We start from the raw sequence: 25,463 nt of genomic DNA on the forward strand, positions 1-25,463 counted from the left end.
GTTGGGAGGGCCGGGGCCCTCCCAACCACTCACGGGCGCCCCTCCGAACGGACGGGCGTGGCCGCAGGATCTTGCATTGCGGCACCGGGTGCCAATAAGTTCGGCCGCGCTGCCACCGTCGGCCGGCGGGGCGGCTCACCACCTCTCTCGCCGAGAGCCGGAACCCAGCGGAGGTAGCCCATGAGCGAGCACCAGACCGAGGACGCCCTGGTCGAGGAGACCCTCGTCGAGGAGGTCTCCATCGACGGCATGTGCGGTGTCTACTAAGCCGGTCGACGCCGCGGTGCCGGGCAGCAGCCCGCAGGAGGCCGCGGGGTCGGTGTTCGACCCCGCGGCCCCGTACCGCGTCAGCGAGAGCGTCTCGCTGCGCCCGGAGCCGTTCGGCGCACTGGTGTACGACTTCGTGACCCGCAAGCTGTCGTTCCTCAAGACCCCGCAGCTCGTCGAGGTCGTCACGAGCCTCGAGCAACACCCCGACGCCCGGTCCGCGGTCGAGGCCGCGGGCGTCCCGGAGTCCCAGCGGGAGGCGTACCTGAAGGCGCTCGCCGGGCTGTTCGCGTCCCGGACCATCGTCGCCCGCCAGACCCCCGAGCCGTCCACCACACAGTGAGGTGCCCGTGAAGCTGGTCGATCACTTCCAGTACGGCCTCAACTCGCCCATCTGCCTGACCTGGGAGCTCACCTACGCGTGCAACCTCGCGTGCGTGCACTGCCTGTCCAGCTCCGGGCGTCGTGACCCGCGCGAGCTGACCACCGCCGAGGCCAAGGCGGTGATCGACGAGCTGCAGCGGATGCAGGTCTTCTACATCAACATCGGCGGTGGCGAGCCGACCGTGCGCCCGGACTTCTGGGAGCTGCTGGACTACGCCATCGCGCACGACGTCGGGGTCAAGTTCTCGACGAACGGCGTCAAGCTCGACAAGGCGCGGGCCGCGCAGCTGGCCGCGACCGACTACGTCGACATCCAGATCTCGATGGACGGCGCGACGGCCGAGGTCAACGACCACGTCCGTGGGCCCGGGTCGTTCGACACCGCGATCACGGCACTGGAGAACCTGGCCGAGGCCGGGTTCGACCGGCCCAAGATCTCGGTGGTGATGACCCGGGAGAACGTCGACCAGCTCGACGAGTTCAAGGCCATCGCCGACAAGTACGGCGCCCAGCTGCGGATCACCCGGCTGCGCCCGTCCGGGCGCGGCGCGGACGTCTGGGACGAGCTGCACCCGACCCAGGCCCAGCAGAAGCAGCTCTACGACTGGCTGGTCGAACGCTCGGCGGCAGCCGACAACCCAGTGCTGACCGGGGACTCGTTCTTCCACCTGTCGGCCTACGGCGAGGCGCTGCCCGGGCTGAACCTGTGCGGGGCCGGCCGGGTGGTCTGCCTGATCGACCCGGTGGGCGACGTCTACGCCTGCCCGTTCGCGATCCACGAGAACTTCCTGGCCGGCAACGTGCGCGACACCGGAGGGTTCGCCGAGGTGTGGGCGAACTCGGAGCTCTTCCGGGACCTGCGCTCGCCGCAGACCGGCGGGGCGTGCACGTCGTGCGCCCACTACGACGCCTGCCAGGGCGGCTGCATGGCGGCGAAGTTCTTCACCGGCCTGCCGCTGGACGGCCCGGACCCGGAATGCGTGCAGGGCTACGGCGAGCAGATGCTGGCCGCCCGCGACGCGGACACGGTGATCCCGAAATCCGACGTGGACCACTCCCGGTCGGCGCCGCGGAACTCCCGCACGCCGAAGCAGCCGACGATGCTGTCCCTGGCCCCGCCGCCGCGGCGGCCGGACCGGGCGTGCGACGAGAACCCGCTGGCCGGGTTCAGCCCCGGGCACTGACCGCCGGCCTGCTGACGGGGCCCGCCGTCCTGCGCGGCCGGCGGGCCCCGTCGCGGGTGCTGTTCGGCCCGCACGAGACGAACCTCGGCAACGCCCGCCGGGAGATCACCGCCGACCACGCGGCGTACTACGCGGCCCGCGCGGCCGGCGGGGCGGGGCTGATCGTGGTCGAGCCGGCGTCGGTGCACCCCTCCGACCACCCCTACGCCTACGCCCCCGCCGCGTCCGCGGCCGCGCCGGGATGGGTGGCCGTCGTCGAGGCGTGCCGGCCGTACGGGACCCTCGTGCTCGCCGGGCTCGCGCACGCCGGCGGGCAGGGGACGTCCGCGCACTCCGGGCACCCGCTGTGGGGGCCGTCCGCCGTCCCGGACGTGGTGACCCGCGAGACCCCGGTCGCGATGGGATCCGCCGAGATCGACGCCGTCGTCCGCGCCTTCGCCGCCGCCGCCCGGTCCGCCGTGGACTCCGGCGTGGACGGTGTGGAGATCTCCGCGGGGCAGCACTCGCTGCTCCGCCAGTTCTGCTCCGGGCTGACCAACCACCGCACCGACGGCTACGGCCGCGACCGCGCGCGGCTCCTGCGCGAGGTCCTGGCCGCGGTCCGGGACGCGATCGGGCCGGCCCCGCTGCTGGCGCTGCGGCTGTGCGTCGACGAGCTGGCGCCGTGGGCCGGCATCCGGTTCGGTGACGGCCTCGCACTGGCCCGGGAGGTCACCGGGGACGTCGACCTGCTCGTCCCGGTGGTCGGCAGCGGCCCGTCCGTCGGCGCGACCCGGCCGGACCTGCACACGCCCGAGGCGTTCCTGCGGGGGCGGTGCGCGGAGGTGCGCAGAGCTGTGGGAGGTGCGGCCCGGGTCGTGCTGGCCGGGAGCGTCGCATCGGTTTCGGTCGCGTCCGACGCCCTGACCTGCGGAGACGCTGATCTTGTCGAGATGACGAGAGCGCAGATCGCCGATCCGGGACTGGTCGCGCTCGCCCGCGCCGGGACGCCCGAGCGGATCCGGCCCTGCCTGCTCACGAACGCGCTCGCCGCGGCCCGGGATCCGCGCAACCCCGTCGTCGGGGACGAGCTGGAGCCCCGGTCGGGGCACGAGCGCACCGAGCCGCCCGCAGGACCGCGCATGATCGACGATCGGGCACCGGAACCGGCCGGATCCGGCCGCCTTCCGTGCCCGATCGTCGATCACCCGGCGCCGCGGCCCGTCCTCGTCGTCGGGGGTGGGCCGGCCGGGCTGGAAGCGGCGTGGACCCTCGCCCTGCGCGGGCACCCGGTCACCGTGCACGAGCGCTCCGACCGGCTGGGCGGGCTGCTGCACGCTGCCGCGGTGCTGCCCGGCCGCGCTCGCCTCGCGTTGCCCGCAGCCTGGTGGGCGCGCGAGCTCGCCCGGCTCGGCGTCCACGTCGAGCTCTCCTCCGAGGTGGACGACGCCGGCGTCCGTGCCGCCGAGTCGCGCGGGGAGCTGGTGGTGCTCGCGACCGGGTCACGGCCCGGCCCGCACGGGTACGACGCCGACGTCCCCGTCCTCCCGGCGGCGGAGCTCGCCGGTGCCGTCGCGGGCGCGCTGCCCGGGCCCGGGCGCGTTCCGCGGAACGCGGCGGACTGCCCGTCGCGTGCGGTCCGGACGGTCCTCGGGGCGCGCGGTGTCCCGATGGGCGCGCCGGTGCTGGTCCGGGACCCGCTCGGGGACTGGACCGGGCCGGGCGTCGCGGAGCTGCTGGCGTCGGCCGGGTACGCGGTCACCCTGTCCACGCCGGACGCCGTCGCCGGGCACCAGCTCGGGCGGTGCGGCGACATGGCACCGGCGAACGCCCGGCTGGAGCGCGCCGGCGTCGTCCGGGCCGTGTTCACCGAGGTCGGTGGGGTCGCCGGCGGGATCGCCGAGCTCGCCGACGTGCACACCGGTGCGGCGACGCGCGTGGCGTGCGCGGCCGTCGTCGACTGCGGGTCCCGGCTGCCCGAACGCACCCTCCCGGACGCGCCCGGCCGGTGGAGCGCCGGGGACCGGGTCGCCCCGAGGACGCTCGCCGAGGCCGTCCGGGAGGGCCGCCGCGTCGCGCTCGGGATCGCCACGGGCCGGGTCGCCGGGGTGGCCGGCGCACGGCCCGCTCCGCGGCCGAACCGTTCCGAGCCGGCCGCTCGGGGAAGCACTGCCGGCGCGACCGGTGCGCGGGCGGCGACCCCGGCCGGGCTCGGCGCCCCGCTGCGGCTCGGCCGGCGTGAGCTGCGGAACCGCATCGTCTTCACCGCGCACCTCACCGGGTTCGCCGAGGGCGGCCTGCCCACTGCGCGGCACGCGGCCTACTACGCGGCCCGGGCTGCGGGCGGCGCCGGGCTGGTGATCACCGAGGAACACGCCGTCCACCCGCACGACCGGCCGTACGAGCGGCTGATCCGCGGCCACGACCCGGCCGTGCTGCCGGGCTACCGCCTGCTCACCGAGGCGGTGCGCGGGCACGGCGCGGTCGTGCTCGCCCAGCTCAACCACAACGGTGCGCAGGGCTCCGGGATGTACTCGCGGGAGCCGGTCGTCGGGCCGTCGGCGCTGCCCGACCCGATGTTCCGCGAGGTGCCGTCCGAACTGGACGCGGCCGGGATCGCGGAGATCGTCGCGGGGTTCGCCGACGTCGCGGCGCGATGCGTCGCGGGCGGGTTCGACGGCGTCGAGCTGCAGTGCTCGCACGCGTCCCTGCTGCGCCTGTTCCTCTCCCCGGCGACGAACCGGCGGACCGACGCGTGGGGTGGCGACCGCGCCCGCCGGGCCCGGATCGTGCTGGACGCCGTCGCGGCCGTGCGCGAGGCGATCGGGCCGGACCCGGTGCTGGGCCTGCGGATCGGTGCCGACGAGCGCGTCCCGGGCGGCATCACCCCCGGGGACGGCGCCGATCTGGCCCGCCGCCTCGCCGGGACCGGGATGGTCGACCACCTCACCACCTCGATCGGCGTCGCCACCTCGACGCTGCACCTCGTCGAGCCCTCCATGCACACGCCGGCCGGGTACGCCGGGCCGCTCGCCGCGACCCTGCGCCGCGCCGTTTGGGCCGCCGGTGCGGACATCCCGGTGATCGGTGTCGGCCGCTTCACGACCCCGGACCAGGCGGCGGCCGCGCTGGAGCGCGCCGAGTGCGACCTGGTCGGCGTCACCCGCGGACAGATCGCGGATCCCGGGTTCGCGGCCAAGGCGCTGGTCGGGCGCCCGGTGCGCCGCTGTGTCGGGTGCAACCAGGACTGCATCGGGCGGGTGGGGATGAACCTGCCCCTGGGGTGCGTGGTGAACCCCGAGGCGGGGCGCGAGCGGCTCGTGCTCGCGGGCCCGGCTGCGACCGCGGCGTCCGGCCCGGCCGCGACCGGTCCGCTGCTGCACGGGCGCGGCGCCACCGGCTCCGGCGGGCGCGGCGCCCGGCGGGTGCTCGTGGTCGGCGCCGGGCCGGCGGGGCTGTCCGCCGCCGCGTCGCTCGCCGGCCGGGGCCACCGGGTGCTGCTCGCCGAACGCGCCGAGGGACCCGGCGGGCGGCTCACCCTCGCCGCGGCCGCACCCGGCCGTGCGGAGCTGGGGAACGTGGTCGCCGACCTGGTGCGCGCGGCGGAGGAGGCAGGCGCCGAGGTCCGGTACGGGACCGGGGTGGACGCCGAGGTCGTCGCCGAGCACGGCCCGGACGCCGTCGTGCTCGCGACCGGGGCGGAGCCGGCCGTGCCGCACTGGGACCCGGACCGGCTGACGGTCCCGGCCGACGACGTCCTGGCCGGGGCCCGGCTCCCGGCCGGAGCGGTGCTCGTCGTCGACGGGACCGGGTTCCACGAGGCGACCTCGACCGCCGAGCTGCTCGCGGCCCGGGGGCACGACGTCGAGATCGTCACGGCGGCACTCGTCGTCGGCCAGGATCTCGGGCTCACCCTGGACCGCGAGGGCTTCCGGCGGCGCGCGCACGCCGCCGGGATCCGCTGCCGCACCGACCGGGTGGTGCTGGGGGTGGCGCGTACCGGTGAGCAGAGCAGGACGGTCGAGCTCCTGCACCACCCGACCGGGCGCACCGAGCGCCGCGAGGTCGCCGCGGTCGTCACCGCCCTGCCCGCGGTGCCCCGCGTGCTGCAGTGCGCCGGGCGGTTCCGGTCCGACCCCGGCGGCGGTCCTCCCCGGCCGGGTGGGCCCCGTACGGTCGTCCGGATCGGGGACGCCCTTGCCCCGCGCCGCGTCGACGCGGCGATCCGGGAGGGAGCAAGTGTCTTGACCTGTAGTCAAGTCTAGATTCTAGCGTCCCCGCCATGCCGACCGAACCTCTCGCCGCCGCCGACCGTGCCGGGCCCCGCGCCTGGATCGGGCTGGCCGTGCTCGCCCTGCCCCTGCTCGTCCTCGCGCTCGACGTCAGCGTCCTCTACCTTGCGGCGCCGACGCTGGCCGCGGACCTGCAGCCGTCGGCCACCCAGCAGCTGTGGATCCTCGACATCTACGGCTTCCTGATCGCCGGGTTCCTCATCACCATGGGTGGCCTGGGCGATCGCATCGGGCGCCGCCGGCTGTTGCTGGCCGGGGCGGCGGCGTTCGCGCTCGCCTCGGTCGTCGCTGCGTTCGCGCCCACCGCCGAGCTGCTGATCGCGGCCCGCGCGCTGCTCGGCGTCGCGGGAGCGACCCTCATGCCCTCGACGCTCGGGCTGATCTCGACGATGTTCCCCGACCCGGGCCGGCGCCGGTTCGCGGTCGCGGTGTGGATGACGACCTTCTCGGCCGGTATCGCGCTCGGCCCGCTGATCGGTGGCGTCGTGCTCGACGCGTTCTGGTGGGGCGCGGTGTTCCTGCTCGGTGTCCCGCCGATGCTGCTGCTCCTGGCGGTGGGCCGGTGGTTGCTGCCGGAGGAGCGCGGGACCGGGACCGGCCGTCCGGACATGCCGAGCGTGGGGCTCTCGCTCGCGACGATGCTGCCGCTGGTCCTCGCGGTGAAGGACCTCGCCGCGTACGGCCCCGACCTGCAGGTACTGATCGCTGCGCTGGTCGGCATGCTGGCAGGTGTCCTGTTCGTGCGGCGGCAGCGGCGGCTCCCGGACCCGTTGCTGGACATCGCGTTGTTCACCCGCCCGGCGTTCACCGCCGCCGTGGCGGTGCTCCTGATCGGACTGGTCGCGGTGAACGGGCTGTTCTTCGTCCTGCCGCAGTACCTGCAGCTGGTGGAGGGCACCTCGGCGCTGGTCGCCGGCGTCTGGATGCTGCCGCTCGCCGGGGTCAACGTGGCCGGCTCGTTGCTCACGCCCGCGCTCACCCGGCGGTTCAGCGTGTCGGCGGTGGTCGCGGCCTCCGCCGGGACGGCCGCGCTCGGTGCGCTGCTGGTCGGGCTGACCGGTACCGGCTCCGGCCCGGTCGCGCTGGTCGCGCTGATGTGCGGCACGGTGCTCGGGCTGAGCCCCATCGGCGTGCTGGCCACCGACCTGGTGATCGGGTCGGTGCCGACCGCACGGGCCGGGTCGGCGGCGTCGATCTCGGAGACCGCCGGGGAGCTGGGGGTGGCGCTGGGCGTCGCCGTCACCGGGAGCGTGCTGACCGCCGTCTACACCGGACGGCTGGTGGTCCCGCCCGGGGTACCGGCCGTGGCCGCCGCCCGGTCCGGGGAGAGCCTGGCCGGTGCGGTGACCGCGGCCGGGGAGCTCCCCGGCGATCTCGCCGGAGCGCTCCTCTCGTCGGCCCGGGAGGCGTTCGGCGCCGGGCTCTCCGCGGTCGGCCTGCTCGGGGCGGGCCTGCTGCTGGGTGCGGTCGCGCTGGCACTGACCGCGCTGCGCCGGACCGGTGCGTGACCGGGCAGGCTGTACCCGTGCTGCTCGCGGATCTGACGTGGACGGACCTCGTGGACCGGCCGTGCACCCTGCTGGTCCCGGTCGGCTCGACCGAGCAGCACGGACCGCACCTGCCGCTGGGCACCGACACCGCCGTCGCGTCCGCGGTCGGGACGGCCCTGCAGGCGGGCGACCCGGCACTGGTGCTGGCCCCGGCGCTGGCCTACGGCGCGGCCGGGGAGCACGAGGGGTTCCCGGGGACGGTCTCCATCGGGGAGGAGGCGCTGCGCACCGTGCTGGTCGAGTACGGCCGGTCGGCCTGCCGGTGGGCCACACGGCTGGTGCTGCTCAACGGGCACGGCGGCAACGTGGCGGCACTGACCGCGGCCGTGACCCGGCTGCGCGGGGAGGGGCGCGACGCCGCCTGGCTTCCGTGCGTGGCCAGGGTCCCGGGGGTTCCGCTGGACGCGCACGCCGGGCGCTACGAGACGTCGCTGCTGGCGCACCTGGACCCGGACCGGGTCCGCACCGACCGGGCGGTCGCCGGCGACACCCGGCCGCTGCGCGAGGTGATCGACGCGTTGCAGGCGCGCGGTGTCGCGGCCGTCAGCCCGAACGGCGTGCTGGGGGACCCGGCCGGGGCGTCCGCCGGGGAGGGTCGGGAGCTGCTGACGGCGATCGTCGCGGCCGCGCGCGCGGCGATCGCCGTCTGGGAGCCCGACCCGGGCACCGGGCGGCTCCGGGTCCCCCGGTGAGCGTCCGGGGTCAGCGCACGAGCAGCGGGACGAGCTGCTCGGCCGCGGTGAACGACCCGTGCTGCCCGGGGAACGACGACAGGTAGGGCTCGGCCTGCCGCCGCACCACGGCCGCCGTGCCGTGCAGCGCGGCCACGACGTCGCCGATCCGGTCCTGCACCCGGTCCCCGACCGGGCCGAACCAGCCCTCGGCGACCGCCTCCTCCCGGGAGACCACCCGGGCGTCCTCGCCGAGCGTCGCGCGCCAGGCCGCCAGCACGTCGTCGGTCGCGCCCGGGCGGGCGTAGACGTGCCGGGCACGCGGGTCGCCGCCGAGCAGCGCGACGCCGTCCTGCAGCGCCGGTTCGGCGTCGGCGTCGACGATCCGGTCGACCGTGACCATCCCGTGGTCACCGGTGACGGCGAACAGCGTCCCCGGCGGGAGCACCTCGAGCAGCATCCCGGCCAGCGTGTCGATCTGGCGGAGCTGCCAGCGCCACGCCGGCGTCCCGGGGCCGTACAGGTGGCCGACCTTGTCCAGGTCGGCGTGGTAGGCGTAGACGAGCCGCGGGCCGGGCCCGTCCAGACCCGACAGGATCTCGGTGGCGAGGTCGCCGAGCGCGGCCACACCCCGGTACTCGCCACCCCGCAGGCCCGACCGGGTGAGCCCGGACGTCCGGAACTCCAGAGGGGACACCGACCGCACGGTGACACCCGCCGCCGCGGCCCGTTCCAGGACGGTCGGTTCGGGCTGCACCTGCTCCGGGACGAGCTTGTCCCGCAGGTCCTTGCGGTCCTCCGACCAGCCGAGCGCGTCGAGGAGCCTGCCGTCCACCCGGAACCGGAGCCCGAGCGTGCCGTGCGCGCCCGGCGGGAGCCCGGTGCCCAGCGAGGTGAGGCTGATCGGGGTCGTCGAGGGGAACCCGACGGTCAGCGGGCCGGCGTCGGCGAGCCCGGCCAGCACCGGTGCGTCCTCGGCGTGCGCGTGCAGCAGCTCGTGGCCCAGGCCGTCGACGAGGAGCAGGGCCGCGGCCCGCGCGGGCGGCAGCGCGAAGGCGGGTGGGCGCTCGTCGAGGGGCGCGCCGATCGCGTGCAGCAGGGCGGGGAGGACGTCGGCCAGGGTCGCGACACCGTAGCGGGGCAGGAGGGCGGTCATGCGACGAGTGTGCGGGGGAGGGAGGTGTTGCGCGATCGCCGGCGCATCCGGGTGTCGACCCGGGAGCGGCCGGGATGGAAGGCTCGCCCGGTGACCGCTGCCGACACCCTCCCCGACGGCCCCGAGCCCCCCGACGCTCCCGGGCCCCGCGGCGGATCCGGCCCCGCGGCCCCGGCGACCGGGGAACACCGAGCGGACACGGGCCCCGCGGACCGGCGGCTCCCCGACGGGTTCCGGATCGTGCTGGACCGCCGCGCCCGCCGGATCGACGGGGGCGCTGCCCTGCTCGGCGGGGCTCCGCCGCGGCTGGTCCACCTGTCCGCGACGGCCAGGGCCCTGCTGCCCGCACCGGGCGCGCCGCTGGTCGTCGAGGGGCCCGTGCACCGGGCGCTCGCCCGGACCCTGCTCGATGCCGGGCTGGCCCACCCGGTCCCGGCGCCCGCCGACGCTGCCCACCCGGCCCCGGCGCCCGCCGACGCTGCCCACCCGGTCCCGGGAGGCCCCGCTGCGGCCGGCCCGCACGCGGGGACCCCCGCCGCGGTCCGGCCGTGCGAGGTGACGGTCGTCGTCCCGGTGAAGGACCGCCCGCTCGACCGGCTGCTCGCCGCGCTGGGGCCGGTCGGGAACGGTCCGGACCAGCCGGGCGGCCTCGTCGTCGTCGACGACGGGTCGGCGGACCCGGAGCCGCTGCGCCGCACCGTCGGGGCCGCCGGGGGCACCGTCCTGCGGCACGACCGCCCGCAGGGGCCCGCCGCGGCCCGCAACGCCGGGCTCGCCGCGGCCCGCACGCCGTACGTGGTGTTCCTCGACTCCGACGTCGTCCCCGAGCCGGGCTGGCTGGAGCCGCTGCTCGGGCACCTGGCCGACCCGGCCGTCGGGCTCGTCGCCCCGCGGATCGTCGCGCTGGACCCCGAGACGGGGGCCGGGCTCCGCGGGGTGGTCGGACGCTACGAGGCGGTCCGGTCCTCGCTGGACCTCGGTCCGGAGCCGGCCCTGATCGTCCCGCGGTCCCGGGTCGCCTACGTGCCGAGTGCCGCGATGCTGGTGCGGGTGACGGCGGTGGCCGGGGCGGGCGGCGCGTTCGACCCCGCCCTGCACGTCGCCGAGGACGTCGACCTGGTCCTGCGGATGCATGCCGCCGGATGGGCGATGCGGTTCGAGCCGACCGCGCGGGTCGCCCACGACCACCGCACCCGGCCAGCCGAGTGGTTGCGCCGCAAGGCCTTCTACGGCACGGGTGCGGCACCGCTGGCGCTGCGGCACCCGGGCGCGGTGCCGCCGATGGTGCTGTCGCCGTGGACCGCCGCGGTCTGCCTGCTCCTGCTCGTCCAGCGCCGCGGCACGACGGCCGCCGCCGCGACGGTCACCGCCGTGGCGACGGAACGGCTGTCCCGCAAGCTGACCCGCCTCCAGCATCCCCGGCGTAGCGCCGCGCGGCTCACCCTGCTCGGCCTGTCCGGGGCGCTGTGGCAGACCGCCTCGGCACTGACCCGGCACTTCTGGCCGGTCGCGGCGGTTGCGTGCCCGTTCTCGTCGCGGGCCCGGCGCGCGGTCGTGGTGGCCGCGCTCGCCGAGGGAGTCGCGGACTGGTGGCTGCATCGCGACCACGATCGGCGGGTGCGGGTTCCGGCGGTCGCCCACCTGGTCGCGCACCGATTGGACGATCTGGCCTACGGCGCCGGGTTGTGGTGGGGCGCCTGGCGGCACCGCACGACGGCCCCGCTCCGCCCGGGCGGGCCTGGCCCGCGGTCGCGATGAAGGCGAGGCTGCCCTGATCCGAGGAGGGGGGACCACTCCGTCCGGGGTGGCCTGAACGGGTGATTCCGATTGCCTGGTGGATCCGTTTCTGCGGGCCCGGTGCGGTGTGGCGACCCGCGCGTGCGGGGAAGGGTTCGGAGGCGACCCGGTCAGGCGCTCGACCTGACGATCACCCGGCACTCGGCCGTCCGGCCGCTCTCCTTGCACCCCTGGAAGATCGGGAGTGAGATGTGGGCGTCGCCACAGGCCAGCGCGTGGTCGCGTACGAGGAGTGAGAGTCCATGACAGAGGTCCGGGTCACCGTCGACGGCGTGAACTACGCCGACGACGTCGAGCCCCGCATGTTGCTCGCGCAGTACCTGAGGGAGACGCTGGGCAAGACGGGAACGTTGATCGGGTGCGACACCAGCAACTGTGGTGCCTGCACCGTCAGCCTCAACGGTCAGAGCGTGAAGTCCTGTTCGGTGCTCGCGGTCCAGGCGGACGGCTGCGAGGTCACCACGATCGAGGGTCTCGCCCGCGACGGCCAGCTGCACCCGGTGCAGGAGGCGTTCCGCGAGTGCCACGGCCTGCAGTGCGGCTACTGCACACCGGGGATGATCATGGCTGCGGTCGATCTGCTCGGTGACAACCCCGACCCCACCGAGCAGGAGGTGCGGGAGGGCATCGAGGGCAACCTCTGCCGCTGCACCGGCTACCAGAACATCGTCCGTGCGGTCCAGACCGCGGCGCAGAACATGAAGCCGGCCGCCGCGGCCCGTCCCACCGAGCAGGCCGCCCCGGTCGCCGGGGGAGGGAACTGAGTTGACGACGACCGCCGAACCCACCACCGAGATCGGGAAGGCGCGGGTCCGCAAGGAGGACCAGCGCCTGATCACCGGTCGCTCCCGCTACACCGACTCGATCACGCCGACGGGGACCGTCCACATCGCCGTCGTCCGGTCGACGATCGCGCGCGCGACGATCAACTCGATCGACAAGTCCGAGGCCGAGAAGGCCCCCGGCGTCTACGGCGTCTACACCGCCGCCGACCTCGGGGCCGAGGAGATCGGGCTGCCCTGCGCGTGGCCGGTCACCCCGGACCAGAAGGCCCCGCAGCGCCCGGTGCTGGCCACGAACCGGGTGAACTTCTCCGGTGAGGGCGTCGCCGTCGTGGTCGCCCGGTCGGCCGCTGCCGCCCGGGACGCCGCCGAGCTCGTCGACGTCGACTACGAGCCCCTCGACCCGGTGCTCGACATGGAGGCCGCCGCCCAGGACGGCGCCGAGCTGGTGCACCCCGATCTGGGCACCAACGTGTCCGCGACCTGGGTGTTCGACTCCGCGCAGGCCGGCACCGGCGGTGACGTGGCCGAGGCGATCCGTGCTGCCGAGTCCGACCCGGACCAGGTCGTCGTCCGCCGGCGGTTCCGCCAGCAGCGCCTCATCCCGGCGTTCATGGAGCCGCGCTCCTGCGTCGTCGACCCGACCGGCGAGCAGCTGACGATCTGGGCGGCCACCCAGGTCCCGCACATCCTGCGCACGATGACCACGGTGACCCTCGGCGTCCCGGAGTCCAAGCTGCGTGTCATCGCCCCGGACGTCGGCGGCGGCTTCGGCGGCAAGATCGGCGTGCTGCCCGAGGAGATGCTCTGCGTCCTGCTGGCGCAGAAGCTGAACCGGCCGGTCAAGTGGACCGAGACCCGCAGCGAGTGCATGCTCACCGCGCACCACGGCCGGGACCAGATCCAGGACCTGGTGATGACCGCCCGCAAGGACGGCACCATCACCGGCTTCGACGTCCACCTCTACGCCGACATGGGTGCATACCTGGGCCTGGTCGGGCCGGGCGTGCCGATCCTGGGCGCGTTCATGTTCAACGCGATCTACAAGATCCCGGCGCTGAAGTTCACCTGCTCCAACGTCTTCACCAACAAGACGCTGACCGACGCCTACCGCGGGGCCGGCCGCCCGGAGGCCACCTTCGCGATCGAGCGGATGATGGACGAGCTCGCCGTCGAGCTCGGCCGGGACCCGATCGAGCTGCGCGAGCAGAACTGGATCAAGCACGAGGAGTTCCCGTACAGCACCGTCGTGGGCCTGACCTACGACACCGGCAACTACGAGCAGGCCACGCAGCGTGCGATGGAGCTGTTCGACTATGCCGGCCTGCGCCGCGAGCAGGAGGAACGGCGGCGGAACAACGACCCGGTGCAGCTGGGCATCGGCATCTCGACCTTCACCGAGATGTGCGGCCTCGCCCCGTCCCGGGTGCTCGGCTCGCTCGACTACGGCGCAGGCGGCTGGGAGGCGGCCAACATCCGCATGCTGGCCACCGGCAAGGTCGAGGTCACCACCGGTGCCTCCGCCCACGGCCAGGGCCACGAGACGGCGTTCTCCCAGATCGTCGCGGACAAGCTGGGGGTGCCGTTCGAGGACGTCGAGATCCTGCACGGTGACACCCAGGTGGCGCCGAAGGGCCTGGACACCTACGGCTCCCGGTCGCTGGTCGTCGGCGGCATCGCGATCGTCAACGCCGCCGAGAAGGTGATCGAGAAGGCGAAGAAGATCGCCGCGCACCTGCTGGAGGCGTCCGAGGACGACATCGAGTTCGGAGGAGGGCAGTTCACCGTCCGGGGCACCGACAAGGGCAAGGCGATCCAGGAGATCGCGTTCGCCACGTTCATGGCGCACGACTACCCGGAGGGCATGGAGCCCTCGCTGGACTCGGACGCCGTGTTCGACCCGGAGAACTTCTCCTTCCCGCACGGCACGCACCTGTGCGCGATGGAGGTCGACACCGAGACCGGCCGGGTCAACCTGCGCAAGTACGTCTGCGTGGACGACATCGGCAACGTGATCAACCCGCTGATCGTCGAGGGGCAGGTGCACGGCGGCCTCGCCCAGGGCATCGCGCAGGCCCTGTTCGAGGAGGCGAACTACGACGACCAGGGCACCCTGGTGAACGCCACGTTCGTCGACTACACCCTGCCGTCCGCGGCCGACCTGCCGAGCTTCACCACCGAGACGGTGTCGACGCCGTCGACGACGAACCCGCTCGGGGTCAAGGGGGTCGGCGAGGCCGGCACCATCGCGTCCACCCCGGCGATCGTCAACGGTGTGCTGGACGCGGTCCGGCACCTCGGCGTCGACGACATCGAGATGCCGACGACCTCGCAGCGGGTCTGGCGCGCGCTGCAGGTCGCGAAGGGCCGGAGCGTGCAGCAGACCCCGAGCGACACCCACGCACCGGGCGGCGGCCTCGGCTCGGTCGATCCGAAGCAGTCCGACCCGAACAACCCCCAGGGAGAGATCCAGTGATCCCGGCGAAGTTCGACTACGTCCGGCCCTCGTCGGTCGAGGAGGCCGTCCAGGCGCTGCAGCAGGCCGGTGAGGACGCCAAGATCCTCGCCGGCGGGCAGAGCCTGCTGCCGGTGCTGCGGCTGCGGATGGCCGCACCGTCCACCGTGATCGACCTCGGCGGGATCCCGGAGCTCCGGCGGATCGGCGAGGACGACCAGTTCGTCATGATCGGTGCGATGGCCACGCACCACGAGGTCATGCGCAACGAGCTGGTGACCCGGCACGTCGAGCTGCTCTCCCAGGCCACCGAGACCGTCGCCGACCCGCAGGTCCGGCACCGCGGCACGCTGGGCGGTGCGCTCGCGCACGCCGACCCGGCCGGTGACCTGGGCGCGGTCGCCCTCGCGCTGGACGCCGAGTTCGTCATCCTCGGGCCGGGCGGCACCCGGCTGGTCCCGGCGCGGGAGTTCTTCCAGGACTACTTCACGACCGCGATCGGCGAGGGCGAGATCCTCACGATGGTCCGGTTCCCGAAGTACACCGGCTGGAAGAGCCACTACGAGAAGTTCAACCGGGTGGCGCAGGCGTGGTCCATGGTCGCGGTCGCGGTCGCGCTCAAGGTGGACGGCGGCACCGTCGCGGAGGCCCGCGTCGGCCTGACCAACATGGGCAGCACGCCGATCCGGGCGACCGGCGTCGAGCAGGCCCTGGTCGGGCAGGCCGCCGGTCCGGACGTCGCGAAGGCGGCGGCGGAACACGCCACCGAGGGCACGTCCGCTCCGAGTGACGCGGACGCCGCGGCCGACTACCGTGAGCACCTGGCGAAGGTGCTCACCGGGCGAGCGGTGCTGGCTGCGGCCGGCTGAACGCCGACGACGCACGGGAAGGGGCGCCTGTCCGGGACCTCCCGGACGGGCGCCCCGTCTGTTCCCGGCCCTTTCGAGGAGGCAGTGAGAGAAGATGCAGCTGGAGAACAAGTTCACGATCGCGGCGCCGATCGAGGACGCCTGGAAGGCACTCAACGACCCGGAGCTGATCGCTCCGTGCTTCCCCGGGGCGACCCTGACCGAGTACGAGGGTGACTCGTTCCAGGGCACGGTGAAGGTCAAGCTGGGCCCGATCTCCTTGACCTACAAGGGGAAGGGCACCTACATCGAGCGTGACGACGCCAACCACAAGGTCGTCATCGACGCCTCGGGCCGGGACGCCCGCGGCAACGGCACGGCGAAGGCCGTCGTGACCGGCACGATGGTCGCCGACGGCCCGGACAAGACCGAGGTCACGATGGTCACCGACATGACGGTCACCGGCCGTCCGGCGCAGTTCGGCCGCGGTGTCATCTCCGACGTCGCCGACAAGATCATCGGCCAGTTCTCGACGTGCGTGGCGGACAAGCTGACCGGGCCGGCGACGACGTCGACCAACGGCTCCGGCCCGAAGCACGCCGCCGACGAGACCGGCCCGATCCCGGCGGTCCCCCCGGCACCCGGCGAGCGGGCCGCGACGGCCACCCCGGCCCCCGCGGTCCAGCCGCAGAGCCAGCCGGTCGAGGCGATCGACCTGCTCGACTCGGCCGGCGCCCCGGTGCTGAAGCGCCTCGCCCCGGTGCTCGGCGGCCTCGGGGTCCTCCTGCTCCTGTTCGTGGTCCTCAAGCGGGCCCGTGGGGGGAAGAAGGAGGACTGAGCCGAGCCGGGTCCTGGCGACACGCGACGGGCCGGCTCTCCCGCGAGGGGGAGCCGGCCCGTGCCGTACGTCCGTCCGGTCGGCCGGGTCAGCCGCCGCCGCTGAGGCACTCCGCGTCGGCCTCGAGGGTGCCCGCCGGGTCCTCGAGCGTGCCGGTCAGGGCGCCGGCGGGATCGGCGAACGCCGGAGCCAGGCAGTCGGCGGGGGACGACGTCGGCATCGTGGCGGGCGCGGCCGCCCACGCCGCGGCCCCTCCGGCCAGCAGCAGGCAGCCTGCGGCGGAACCGGCGACGGCGGCTCGGGTCACGGTCTTCATGAAATGATCTCCTTGCGTGTCGGGTGATCGGGACCGGGTCCCGGTGCGGCGGTGGTCCCGGCCGTGATGTGACGAAGATCGTAGTGACCGAAGTGACGGTGTCCACTCCCAGTGGACGTCTGCGGCGGGTTCCACCCGGACGTGTGGCCGGAGGCGAGGAACGGATGCATGCGGGTGCGGGTAACGGGCTGACCGACGTGACCGGGCTGCGGGTGGGGCATGCCGCGCTCACCGGCCCGGGAGCGCGCAGCGGCACGACCGTGGTGCTCGCCCCGCCCGGTGGGGCGGTGGCCGGCGTGGACGTCCGCGGCGCCGCCCCCGGCACCCGGGAGACCGACCTGCTGGCCCCGACCGCGACCGTGCAGCGGGTGCACGCGATCACGCTGTCCGGTGGGAGCGCGTACGGCCTGGACGCCGCGTCCGGGGTGATGGCCCGGCTGGAACGCGACGGCGAGGGGTTCCCCGTGCCGGGCGCGGTCGTCCCGATCGTCCCGGCCGCGGTGGTGTTCGACCTGGGCCGCGGCGGTGACCCGGCGGCGCGGCCGACCGCGGCGACCGGCGCGGCGGCCTACGACGCCGCGCACGCCGGCCCGGTGGAGCAGGGCTCGGTCGGTGCCGGTACGGGCGCGGTGGCCGGCGGGCTGCGCGGCGGCATCGGGTCGGCGTCCGCGGTCCTGGACACCGGGGAGACCGTCGCCGCGCTCGTCGTGCTCAACTCCGCGGGCTCGGCGACCGACCTGACCAGCGGCGAGGTCCTCGGCGCCCGGTACGGGGCGCCGGGCGAGTTCGGCGCCGGCACCGCGCCACCCGCCCGGCTCGCGGAGCTGTACGCCCGGCACCACAACCCGCTCGGGACGGCGACGACGCTGGTCGTCGTCGCCACCGACGCGGCGCTGGACAAGGCGGGCTGCACCCGCCTCGCCACCATGGCGCACGACGGCCTCGCCCGCTCCGTCCACCCGGTGCACACGATCCGGGACGGGGACTGCGCGTTCGCCCTCGCCACCGGCACCGCCCCGGTCCCGGACGCGGCCGGGACGTTCGCGTTGCAGGCCGCCGCGGCCGACGTCACCGCGCGGGCGGTGGCGCACGCCCTGCTGGCGGCCGACGCCGCGCCGGACCGGCCGTCGTACCGGTCGCTGATCGGCTGAGGAACGAACCCCCGGCGCCCGACGCCGGTCCGGGGCCGCCACGGGCCCGAACTACAGTCGTCGGGGTGTCGACCATCAGCCCGGACGAGGGAGTGGCGCGCCGGCTGAAGGCCCTGGCCTGCACGGCGCCGCTGCACGACCTCGACGCCCGCAAGGGCAGGCTCGAGTGGGACGCGGGCGCCTACCAGATGGCCGAGATCGGCCTGCAGGCCATCGACCAGGTCACCCTGGCCATGGACTTCGACCACGGTGCCGACCACGCCGAGGTCGTCCGGCGGCTGCTGCCGGTGGTCGCGGCCCAGGTGCCGGACGCGCCCCGCGAGGAGCACGCCAGGGTCGCCCAGTGGGTGATCGACAACCTGATCAACGTCGGCAGCATCGACCGCGGGTTCGCCGTCGAGTACGGAGCCACCGACGCCGACGGGCGCTACGTGCGCCGCCGGTTCGACTTCAAGCTGCTGGTCGAGGTCGCGGCCCCGGACGGCGGGGTGTACCTGCGCGCGTCCGACGAGGCGATCAACGTGCTGGTGGGGGCGCTGGACACCGACGTCGAGTCCGCCCAGGAGGCGGCCGAGACCAAGCTCGAGACGCTGATCAGCCGGGGCCGGCTCGGTGACGCGCGGCTGGCTGCGGAGCAGGCCCGCTACCGCACCGTGCAGTACGCCGAGTCGCTGCGCCGCAAGCTGGAGGCGACCCGCCGCGACGTCCGCTCGGTGGACTGGCTCGACGCCGTGCCGCAGCTGCTGGACGAGGCGCTGACCCACATCGAGGCCCGCTACCGGGCCGAGACGGTGATCAAGGCGAACATCGCCGACGCCCGCGACGAGGCGACCGAGCCCGGACGCAGGCGGCAGGCGGCGGAGCTGGTCGCGGTCGTCGACGACTGCATCCAGCGGCACACCCAGCTGCAGGCCCGGCTGCAGGAGGCCGGGACCGCGTTCCGGGCCGAGCAGGACCGCCAGCAGTTCTCGGGCCGCCCGAAGCGGGCCGCGGTCGACGTGTTCGGGCAGCTCCTGCGGCCGTCCCTGGGCCTGACCGTGGAGGCCGCGCACGACCCGGTGACCGCGTACTTCGCGGCCGGGACCGGGGTCGGGACCCCGCTGGTGCCCAGCCTGGGCGGGCTGGTGGAGACCCTGCTGACCCCGCCCACCGACCGGGACCCGTTCGGCGCGGAGGTGCCCGAGCCGGAGCTGGCGCCCCAGCCGGCCGAACGCTTCGGCGAGGACACCTGGGCGGCCACCGACGCCGTCCTGCCGCGGGGAGGGCGGGACGGAGACGCTGCCCCGGTCCGGCTGTCCACCGCGCTCGCCCGGGCCCGGGCGGCGGGCGCGGACCTGCCGCAGCTGGTCGCGTTGCGCGCCGTGCACGCGGTCGGGACGTCCATCGGCACCGCCCGCACCCAGGGCGACCCGTCGGTGCTGGTCGCGGTCGACGACGGCACCGTGCTGGACGACCCGGAGTTCGGCGGGTCGGACCTGCTGCTGGCCGTCGCCGCCGTCGAGGGGGAGGCGCGATGAGGACCGATGTCGAGACCGCCGCCCGGCTCGTCGCCTTCGGGATGCGGCCCAAGGCGCTACCCGGCCGCGACCCCGACTACGCCGACCTGGTGCGCCGCTACCGCGAGGACGACGACTTCCGCGACACCGTGCAGCGGGTCGCGTCCGGGCTCGGTCTCGTCGTGCTCGCCGTCGACACCGCGCCGGGGATCGTGCTGGCCGCGACCGAGGGCTCGGTGTTCGAGATCCGGATGGACTCCTACGCCCGACGCACGGCGCTGGCGAACCGGCAGGCCGACAAGGTGCTGCACGGGATCGCGCACCTCGCCGTCGCCGCCCTGGCCTACCCGCGCCCCGACGACCTCGGCGACGACTCCTACGTCGGGCGCGTCTCGGTCGAGCTGGTGGACGGCGCCGTCCGGGAGGCGTGCCGGGTGCTGAACGAGCGCGCCGCCGGGCCTCCCGACCCCGAGTCGGACGCGCCGCAGCTGGAGGAGGTCTGGCGGGTGTGGCTGCGCCGGCCGGAGGCGACCGCCACGAAGGACGGCCGGGCCGGCGAGTCCACCACCCGCGGGATCGTCGGGAAGGCGCTGCGGTTCCTCGCCGACCAGGGCTTCCTGGTCCCGGTCGGCGCCGAGGGCGCCTACCGGACGACACCGCGCTACCAGGTCCAGGTCCGGGAGCTGGCCGCCCAGCGGGCGTTCGACGAGCTGCTGTCGCTGAACGTGCTCCCCGCGGGCTCGGCGACTCCGTCGCTCGTGAGTGGATCGGAGGGTCTGGACGCACCGGACCACTCACGAGCCGGAGGCGACGATGTTTGAGCTGACCCGCGCCCGCCTGTTCTCGGTCGGCCCCACCGCGGCCCGCTACCAGGACGTCACGCTCGACCTGCGCGGTGTCGGCCGCCCGGTGAAGGTGGCCGTGCAGGAGGACCTGTTCGCGCCCGACCAGCTCGACCGCGGCACCCCGCGGCGGCCGTCGCCGGCGTCGGTGCTGTTCCTGGAGAACGGCGGCGGCAAGTCCGTCCTGCTCAAGCTGATCTTCTCGGTGCTCCTGCCGGGCCGCCGCCAGGTCGTCGGGACGACCAGCACGACGGTGCTGGAGAACTTCGTGCTCGCCGAGGACGTGGCGCACGTCGTCTGCGAGTGGATGCACGTGGAGACGGGCCGGCTGCTGGTCACCGGCAAGGCCTCCGAGTGGCGCGGGCACGTCGCGTCGTCGGACCCGGAGAAGCTCGCCGACGCCTGGTACGCGTTCCGGCCGGGCCACGGGTTCGGGATGGACGACCTGCCGTTCACCCACGAGCGGCGGCGGGTGACGCTGGCGTCGTTCAAGGAGCGGGTGCACGCCGCGCACCGTGACCACCCCGAGGCCGAGCTGGCCTGGGAGACCGGGCACCGGGACTGGACGCGGCACCTCGTCGACGTCGGGCTGGACCCGGAGCTGTTCCGCTACCAGCGGGCCATGAACGCCGGCGAGGGCGAGGCGGCGGAGGCGTTCTCGTTCGCCAGCGACGAGGCGTTCGTCGACTTCCTGCTGCGTGCCGTGCTCGATCCGGAGGAGCCGCAGAACGTCGCCGAGCTCGTCGCCGGCTACGCCGACCGGCTGGCCCAGCGCGAGCAGCTCGAGACCGAGCGCGAGTTCGTCGACGGCACGCTGTCCCGGCTCGAGCCGATGGTGGAGGCCGAGACGGCGGCCGCGGCCGCGCGGACCGCGGAGACCGAGGCCCGGGACGCGCTGCGCGCCACCGCCGCGGCCGTCGCCGCGCGGCGGATCGCGGAACAGGCCCGCTCGCGGACGACCGCGGTGGACGCCGAGCAGGCGGTCGCGGCCGAGCAGGAGGCGACCCGGGCGGCGGAACGGTTGCAGGACACCGTCGGCGAGCTGAAACGGCGGACCGCGGTGCTGACCGTCGAGGCCGCCGAACGGGTCGCCGGGGCCGCCACCCGGGAGCGGGACGAGGCCGCCGCCCGCTCGACCGTGCGGGACGCCGCCGAGCCGGTGCTGGCCCACCGGGTCGCCGCCGCCGAGGCCGCCCGGCTGCGGGCCCGGGTCGACGAGGAGGAGCAGAAGGCCCGGCCCGCGCTCCAGGCCCGGCAGGACGCCGCCCGCGCGCTGTCCGCGGCGCTGCTGCGGACCGCCGCCGAGGCCGACGAGGCCGCCGACACCGCCGAACGGGCCCGCGCCGACGCCGAGGACCGCGCCGCGGCGGCCCACCGGGAGCAGGTCGAGCGCACCGCCGACGCCGCCCGCGCGGAGAGCGCGGCGGCCCAGGCCACCGAGTCGCTCGCGGATCTCGACCGGCGGGTCGCCGCCGCCGTCGCCGCCGGGCACCTGAAGGAGGGGTCCGGCCCGGCCGACGTCGACGACGAGGCCGTCGCCGCCGACCGGGACGCCGACGCGACCGCGACCGCGCTGGCCGACGCGGACCGCGCCGCCGCCACGATCCGCGACGAGCGCCGCGCCGCCGAGGCCCGCCGCACCGCGGCCCAGGACGCGGCCGCCACCGCCCGGGCCGCCGCCGCGAGCGCCGAGACCGCCCGGGCGGCAGCCGCGGCCGAGAGCGAGGAGCTCGCCGCGGAGCCGCGCCCGGCCGAGCTGCTCGGCGTGGAGACGATCCGGCCGGACGCCGACGCCGCGCTCGTCGTCGACACGCTCACCACCGCGATCCGCGGGGCCGAACGCGAGCGGACCGCGCTGCTCGGCGAGCAGAGCCGTGACGAGCGCGCCCTGCACGCGCTCGGCGACGGCGGCCTGCTGCCCGACCCGCCGGAGATCGAGTCGGTGCTGCAGGTGCTCGAGAAGGCCGGGATCACCGCCTGGTCCGGGCGCCGCTACCTGGCGATGCTCCCGGCCCGGGACCGCGGGACCGTGCTGGAGCGGCTGCCGCACCTGGCGGGCGGCGTGCTGCTCAACGACCCCGCCGACGCGCCGCGCGCGCGCGAGGAGCTCGACGAGGCCCGGCTGCTGCCGGCCTGCCTGGTCGCGGTCGGGTCCACGGCGGCCCTGACCGCCGACGCCGGCGCCGCGCCGGGGATCGAGCTGGTCGTCCCGCCGAACCCGGCACTGCACGACGAGGACGCCGCCGAACGGGTCCGGGTCCGGCTGGTCGCCGAGACCGCGGACCGGGCTGCCCGGACCGCCGCGCTGGAGTCCACACTCGACGGCGACCGGCGGCTGCGGGACCGGTTCGCCGCCCTCCGGGACCGCCGTCCGACCCTGGACGAGCTGACCGACGCCGCGGCCGGGGCGGCCCGGGAGCGGGACGATGCGGTGCGCGCCCACGAGGCGAGCGTCGCCGAGGTCGCCGCGCTCGACGAGCGCGCCGACCGGCTCACCGCCGACCGGCCGGACCTCGAGCGGACCGCCGCCGAGGCCCGGCGGCGCGCCGAGGCACTCGCCGCGCTGCGCGAGGAACTGGCCCGCCGCACCGGCCTGGAGGAACGGCGGCGGACCGGTACCGCCGACGCCGCCCGCCTGCGGGAGGAGGCGGACGCCGCCGGTGCCGCCGCCGAGCGGGCCGGGCAGGAGGCGGCGGCCGCCCAGCGGACCCGGGACCGGCAGCACGCCATCGCCGTCACCGTGCGGGACGAGGCGGCCACGCTGCCCCTGGAGGAGGAACCCGACCCGGCGGAGGCCCCGGACACCCCGCTGCCGGAGCTGCGGGACGCCTTCCAGCGGGCCCGCGACGCCTACGCCTCGGCCGCCGTCGACACCGACCTGCGCGGGGCGCTGGAACGTGCCGAGGCCGACGCCGCCGCGAAACGGGTCCCGGTCGACGGCCTGCCGCGCTCGGTGGTGGAGGAGGCCACCGCGTTCCTGCACACCCCGGACGGCGCCGACGCCGCCAGCCGCCGCGCCGCCGCCGAGCAGGCCAGGACCGCCTACACCGAGGCCGAGCAGCGCCGGGCCGACGCAGCGACCGAGCTGGCCGTCGCCCGCCGCGAGCTCGACCGGTTCCCGGCCGGGGAACGTCCGATCGATCCGTACGACGCGCCCCGCGACGCCGAGCACGGCCGCGAGCTGGTGAGCACCGCGTCCGCGGACCTGGACGCGGCCGGTGCGGAGCGGGACCGCGCCCACCGGGCCCGGCAGGCCGCCGAGGAGACCCACCGCACCGCCACCGAGCTGGCCCGCGGGTTCGCCCGGCTCGTCGACGGTCTGGAGGAGACCCCGGAGCCGGGTGGGGTGCCGTTCCCCGGCGACGTCGACGACGCCGTCGCCGCGCTGAAGCAGCACCAGTCCCGGTTGCGTGACGCCGCGGCCGACCGCGGGCGGGCCGAGCGGAAGGTGCAGGCCGGGGTCGACGCGGTCGCCCGGTTCGCCCAGGACCCGCGGTTCGCGGCCCTCACCTCGCCGGTGCACCGGCACATCGGCGGGGTCGACCGCGCCGACATGCCGGGCCTGGCCCGGGAGTGGATCGAGGCGCTGCGGCCGCGGCTGCGCTCGCTCGACGACGACATCGGCAACATCGAGCGGCACCGCTCCGGGATCGTCACCCGGCTGTCCGGGATGGTCGGCGAGGCGTTGCGGACCGTGCGGCTCGCGCAGAAGCTGTCCCAGCTCCCCGACGGCCTCGGCGACTGGTCCGGCCAGCAGTTCCTGCGGATCCGGTTCGAGGAGCTGGAGGACGCGGCGCTGCGGCACGAGCTCGGCGTCGTCGTCGACCGGACGGCGGAGGCCGCCGCGTCCGGGAAGGGCCGGGACCGCCGGGACGGCATGTCGATGCTGCTGCGCGGGGTGCGGGCCGCGATGCCGAAGGGCGTCCGGGTGGAGATGCTCAAGCCCGACGCGGTCCTGCGCACCGAGCGGCTGCGCGTCTCGGCGATCAAGGACGTGTTCTCCGGCGGCCAGCAGCTGACCGCGGCGATCGTCCTGTACTGCACGATGGCGGCGCTGCGGGCACACCAGCGCGGGCACGGCCGCCGCGCGCACGCCGGCGTGCTGTTCCTGGACAACCCGATCGGCCGGGCCTCGGCGGGGTACCTGCTGGAGCTGCAGTTCGGGGTCGCGCAGGCGCTCGGGGTGCAGCTGGTCTACACCACGGGCCTGTTCGACGCCGGCGCGCTGTCCGGGTTCCCGCTGCTCATCCGGCTGCGCAACGACGCCGACCTGCGGGCGGGGCGGAAGTACCTCTCGGTCGACGAGCGGGTGACCCGCTCGGTCCCGGACCGCGCCGAGGAGGGGGGACGGATCACCGCGGCCCGGGTCTACCGGCGCCCGGACGCGGACGCGCGGGCGGATCCGGCGCGTTCCGCGGAACGCGCGGACGGCGACCGGGCGGGTGACGCGGAACGCGCGGGCGGGGGAGCGTGACCGCGCCCGGCGCCCGCGACCTGGCGGAACTCCTGCGCGCCACCGGCCGGACCCGGATCGACCGCGCCGGGCTGTGGCGCGCGTTCACCGAGGCGCTGCCGTCGGCCCAGGGATCGGTCGACGCCCGCCGGATGCTCGCCGAGGCCGTCGCCGAGCTCGAGGCCGAGGGCGTGCTCGTCCCGTCGAAGGCCACCGACGACGGGACACCGCCGCTGCCCCGGTCGGTCCGGCTGACCCGGCCCGCCGCGGCGCCCGCGCGGCCCCGGGCCGTCGAGCCCTGGCATCCGGAGATGCGCGGCGCGGACGGCCTGCGGTCCCCGTCCGAGGTGGTGCGGCAGGTGAACCGGTGGCTGTTCGCCGGCGGGACGGGAGCCGAGGTGGTGCCGCTGCGGGAGCGGGCGCTGGAGATCACCGGTGACGAGAAGGCGTTCGACGCGGGCCTGCCGGCCCCGCTGACCCTCGCGATCCTCCGCGCGGCCCGGGTGGCGTTGCCGCTGCACCGGGAACCGGTCGGTGACGGTCCGGTGCTGCTGGTGGTGGAGAACGCGGACACCGTCCACTCGCTGACCCGCGCGCTGCGCGCCGAACCGGGCCCGGTCGGCGCGGTGGCCTGGGGCGCGGGGAACGCGTTCACGTCCTCGGTGCTGTCCCTGGTGGACGGTCCGCCGGCCGCGATCCGCTACTTCGGCGACCTCGACGCCGCCGGGCTGCGGATCCCGGCGCGGGCGTCGGCGCTGGCCGTCGCGGACGGGCTGCCGCCGGTGCGCCCGGCGACCGGCCTGTACCGGGAGCTGCTCGAGCACGGCCGCCCCGCACCGGCCCCGACGGCCGACCACTCCGACGTGGACTGGCTCGACCCGGGGCTGCGCGGGCCGGTGCGGGAGCTGTTCGCCGCCGGGCACCGGCTCGCGCAGGAGGCCGTCGGGCGCCGGGTGCTCGCGGCGGACCGGGGCTGGCGTGCCGGGCTCGACCCCGCCTGAC

At 75.8% G+C, this 25,463-nt stretch carries 18 protein-coding genes; 16 read left to right on the forward strand and 2 right to left on the reverse strand.

Annotated elements, in window-relative coordinates; translation table 11 throughout:
* Nucleotides 1-180 precede the first annotated feature (180 nt).
* From mftA to mftE, 6 genes are read left to right on the forward strand one after another with little or no spacing between them, the layout of a single operon-like run.
* Complete coding sequence (mftA, locus tag H7X46_RS28635) at nt 181-267, forward strand: mycofactocin precursor MftA (protein WP_186362991.1); 87 nt, start codon at nt 181-183, stop codon at nt 265-267.
* A complete protein-coding gene (mftB, locus tag H7X46_RS28640; RefSeq protein ID WP_186362297.1) occupies nt 257-610 on the forward strand; it encodes a mycofactocin biosynthesis chaperone MftB in 354 nt (117 codons plus the stop codon). Before mftA ends, mftB begins: the two co-directional genes overlap by 11 nt.
* Before the next feature lie 7 nt (nt 611-617).
* Nucleotides 618-1,835, forward strand: a complete 1,218-nt coding sequence (gene mftC, locus H7X46_RS28645) for a mycofactocin radical SAM maturase (protein WP_186362298.1) — start codon at nt 618-620, stop codon at nt 1,833-1,835.
* Nucleotides 1,793-6,079, forward strand: coding sequence for a mycofactocin system FadH/OYE family oxidoreductase 1 (locus H7X46_RS30300; RefSeq protein WP_370589037.1), 4,287 nt, complete (start codon nt 1,793-1,795; stop codon nt 6,077-6,079). The genes mftC and H7X46_RS30300 overlap by 43 nt, the downstream gene beginning before the upstream one ends.
* A 17-nt stretch (nt 6,080-6,096) precedes the next feature.
* Nucleotides 6,097-7,614 carry an MFS transporter gene (locus H7X46_RS28655; RefSeq protein ID WP_186362299.1) on the forward strand — a complete coding sequence of 506 codons (1,518 nt, stop codon included), beginning with the start codon at nt 6,097-6,099 and terminating at the stop codon, nt 7,612-7,614.
* 17 nt (nt 7,615-7,631) lie between these two features.
* Nucleotides 7,632-8,348 carry a mycofactocin biosynthesis peptidyl-dipeptidase MftE gene (gene mftE, locus H7X46_RS28660; RefSeq protein WP_186362300.1) on the forward strand — a complete coding sequence of 239 codons (717 nt, stop codon included), beginning with the start codon at nt 7,632-7,634 and terminating at the stop codon, nt 8,346-8,348.
* Between the two features lie 10 nt (nt 8,349-8,358).
* On the opposite strand, the gene H7X46_RS28665 is transcribed toward mftE, so the two are convergent.
* Nucleotides 8,359-9,483, reverse strand: coding sequence for an alkaline phosphatase family protein (locus tag H7X46_RS28665; protein WP_186362301.1), 1,125 nt, complete (start codon nt 9,481-9,483; stop codon nt 8,359-8,361).
* Nucleotides 9,484-9,573: 90 nt separating this feature from the next.
* Between H7X46_RS28665 and mftF the strand changes: the two genes are divergently transcribed.
* The 5 genes from mftF to H7X46_RS28690 all read left to right on the forward strand — a co-directional run bounded on the left by mftF (nt 9,574) and on the right by H7X46_RS28690 (nt 16,203).
* Entirely contained in the window at nt 9,574-11,241 is a 1,668-nt protein-coding gene (gene mftF, locus H7X46_RS28670; protein WP_186362302.1) for a mycofactocin biosynthesis glycosyltransferase MftF, read from the forward strand.
* A gap of 281 nt (nt 11,242-11,522) precedes the next feature.
* Nucleotides 11,523-12,044, forward strand: a complete 522-nt coding sequence (locus H7X46_RS28675) for a (2Fe-2S)-binding protein (protein WP_186362303.1) — start codon at nt 11,523-11,525, stop codon at nt 12,042-12,044.
* Between the two features lies 1 nt (nt 12,045).
* Nucleotides 12,046-14,538: a xanthine dehydrogenase family protein molybdopterin-binding subunit gene (locus H7X46_RS28680; protein ID WP_186362304.1), complete on the forward strand. Its 2,493-nt coding sequence runs from the start codon at nt 12,046-12,048 to the stop codon at nt 14,536-14,538.
* Complete coding sequence (locus H7X46_RS28685) at nt 14,535-15,386, forward strand: xanthine dehydrogenase family protein subunit M (RefSeq protein ID WP_186362305.1); 852 nt, start codon at nt 14,535-14,537, stop codon at nt 15,384-15,386. Before H7X46_RS28680 ends, H7X46_RS28685 begins: the two co-directional genes overlap by 4 nt.
* A 94-nt stretch (nt 15,387-15,480) precedes the next feature.
* Nucleotides 15,481-16,203 carry an SRPBCC family protein gene (locus tag H7X46_RS28690; RefSeq protein ID WP_186362306.1) on the forward strand — a complete coding sequence of 241 codons (723 nt, stop codon included), beginning with the start codon at nt 15,481-15,483 and terminating at the stop codon, nt 16,201-16,203.
* 88 nt (nt 16,204-16,291) lie between these two features.
* On the opposite strand, the gene H7X46_RS28695 is transcribed toward H7X46_RS28690, so the two are convergent.
* Nucleotides 16,292-16,519, reverse strand: coding sequence for a hypothetical protein (locus tag H7X46_RS28695; RefSeq protein ID WP_186362307.1), 228 nt, complete (start codon nt 16,517-16,519; stop codon nt 16,292-16,294).
* Between the two features lie 164 nt (nt 16,520-16,683).
* Between H7X46_RS28695 and H7X46_RS28700 the strand changes: the two genes are divergently transcribed.
* From H7X46_RS28700 to H7X46_RS28720, 5 genes are all read left to right on the forward strand, one after another.
* Nucleotides 16,684-17,670, forward strand: a complete 987-nt coding sequence (locus H7X46_RS28700) for a P1 family peptidase (RefSeq protein ID WP_186362308.1) — start codon at nt 16,684-16,686, stop codon at nt 17,668-17,670.
* Nucleotides 17,671-17,735: 65 nt separating this feature from the next.
* Nucleotides 17,736-19,187 (forward strand): hypothetical protein, encoded by a 1,452-nt coding sequence (locus H7X46_RS28705; RefSeq protein ID WP_186362309.1) that lies wholly within the window; start codon nt 17,736-17,738, stop codon nt 19,185-19,187.
* Entirely contained in the window at nt 19,184-19,987 is an 804-nt protein-coding gene (locus tag H7X46_RS28710; RefSeq protein ID WP_255426239.1) for a hypothetical protein, read from the forward strand. The genes H7X46_RS28705 and H7X46_RS28710 overlap by 4 nt, the downstream gene beginning before the upstream one ends.
* Nucleotides 19,980-24,482: a hypothetical protein gene (locus H7X46_RS28715; RefSeq protein ID WP_186362310.1), complete on the forward strand. Its 4,503-nt coding sequence runs from the start codon at nt 19,980-19,982 to the stop codon at nt 24,480-24,482. Before H7X46_RS28710 ends, H7X46_RS28715 begins: the two co-directional genes overlap by 8 nt.
* Nucleotides 24,479-25,462, forward strand: coding sequence for a DUF2399 domain-containing protein (locus H7X46_RS28720; protein WP_186362311.1), 984 nt, complete (start codon nt 24,479-24,481; stop codon nt 25,460-25,462). Before H7X46_RS28715 ends, H7X46_RS28720 begins: the two co-directional genes overlap by 4 nt.
* Nucleotide 25,463 lies beyond the last annotated feature (1 nt).

This window comes from Pseudonocardia sp. C8, from assembly GCF_014267175.1.
Taxonomy (GTDB): domain Bacteria; phylum Actinomycetota; class Actinomycetes; order Mycobacteriales; family Pseudonocardiaceae; genus Pseudonocardia.

Bases quoted from the DNA above. Each gene is read 5' to 3' on its own strand.
- mftA (WP_186362991.1), top strand. From the start codon at position 181: ATGAGCGAGCACCAGACCGAGGACGCCCTGGTCGAGGAGACCCTCGTC.
- H7X46_RS28655 (WP_186362299.1), top strand. From the start codon at position 6,097: ATGCCGACCGAACCTCTCGCCGCCGCCGACCGTGCCGGGCCCCGCGCC.
- H7X46_RS28665 (WP_186362301.1), bottom strand. From the start codon at position 9,483: ATGACCGCCCTCCTGCCCCGCTACGGTGTCGCGACCCTGGCCGACGTC.
- H7X46_RS28675 (WP_186362303.1), top strand. From the start codon at position 11,523: ATGACAGAGGTCCGGGTCACCGTCGACGGCGTGAACTACGCCGACGAC.
- H7X46_RS28690 (WP_186362306.1), top strand. From the start codon at position 15,481: ATGCAGCTGGAGAACAAGTTCACGATCGCGGCGCCGATCGAGGACGCC.
- H7X46_RS28695 (WP_186362307.1), bottom strand. From the start codon at position 16,519: ATGAAGACCGTGACCCGAGCCGCCGTCGCCGGTTCCGCCGCAGGCTGC.
- H7X46_RS28700 (WP_186362308.1), top strand. From the start codon at position 16,684: ATGCATGCGGGTGCGGGTAACGGGCTGACCGACGTGACCGGGCTGCGG.
- H7X46_RS28710 (WP_255426239.1), top strand. From the start codon at position 19,184: ATGAGGACCGATGTCGAGACCGCCGCCCGGCTCGTCGCCTTCGGGATG.
- H7X46_RS28715 (WP_186362310.1), top strand. From the start codon at position 19,980: ATGTTTGAGCTGACCCGCGCCCGCCTGTTCTCGGTCGGCCCCACCGCG.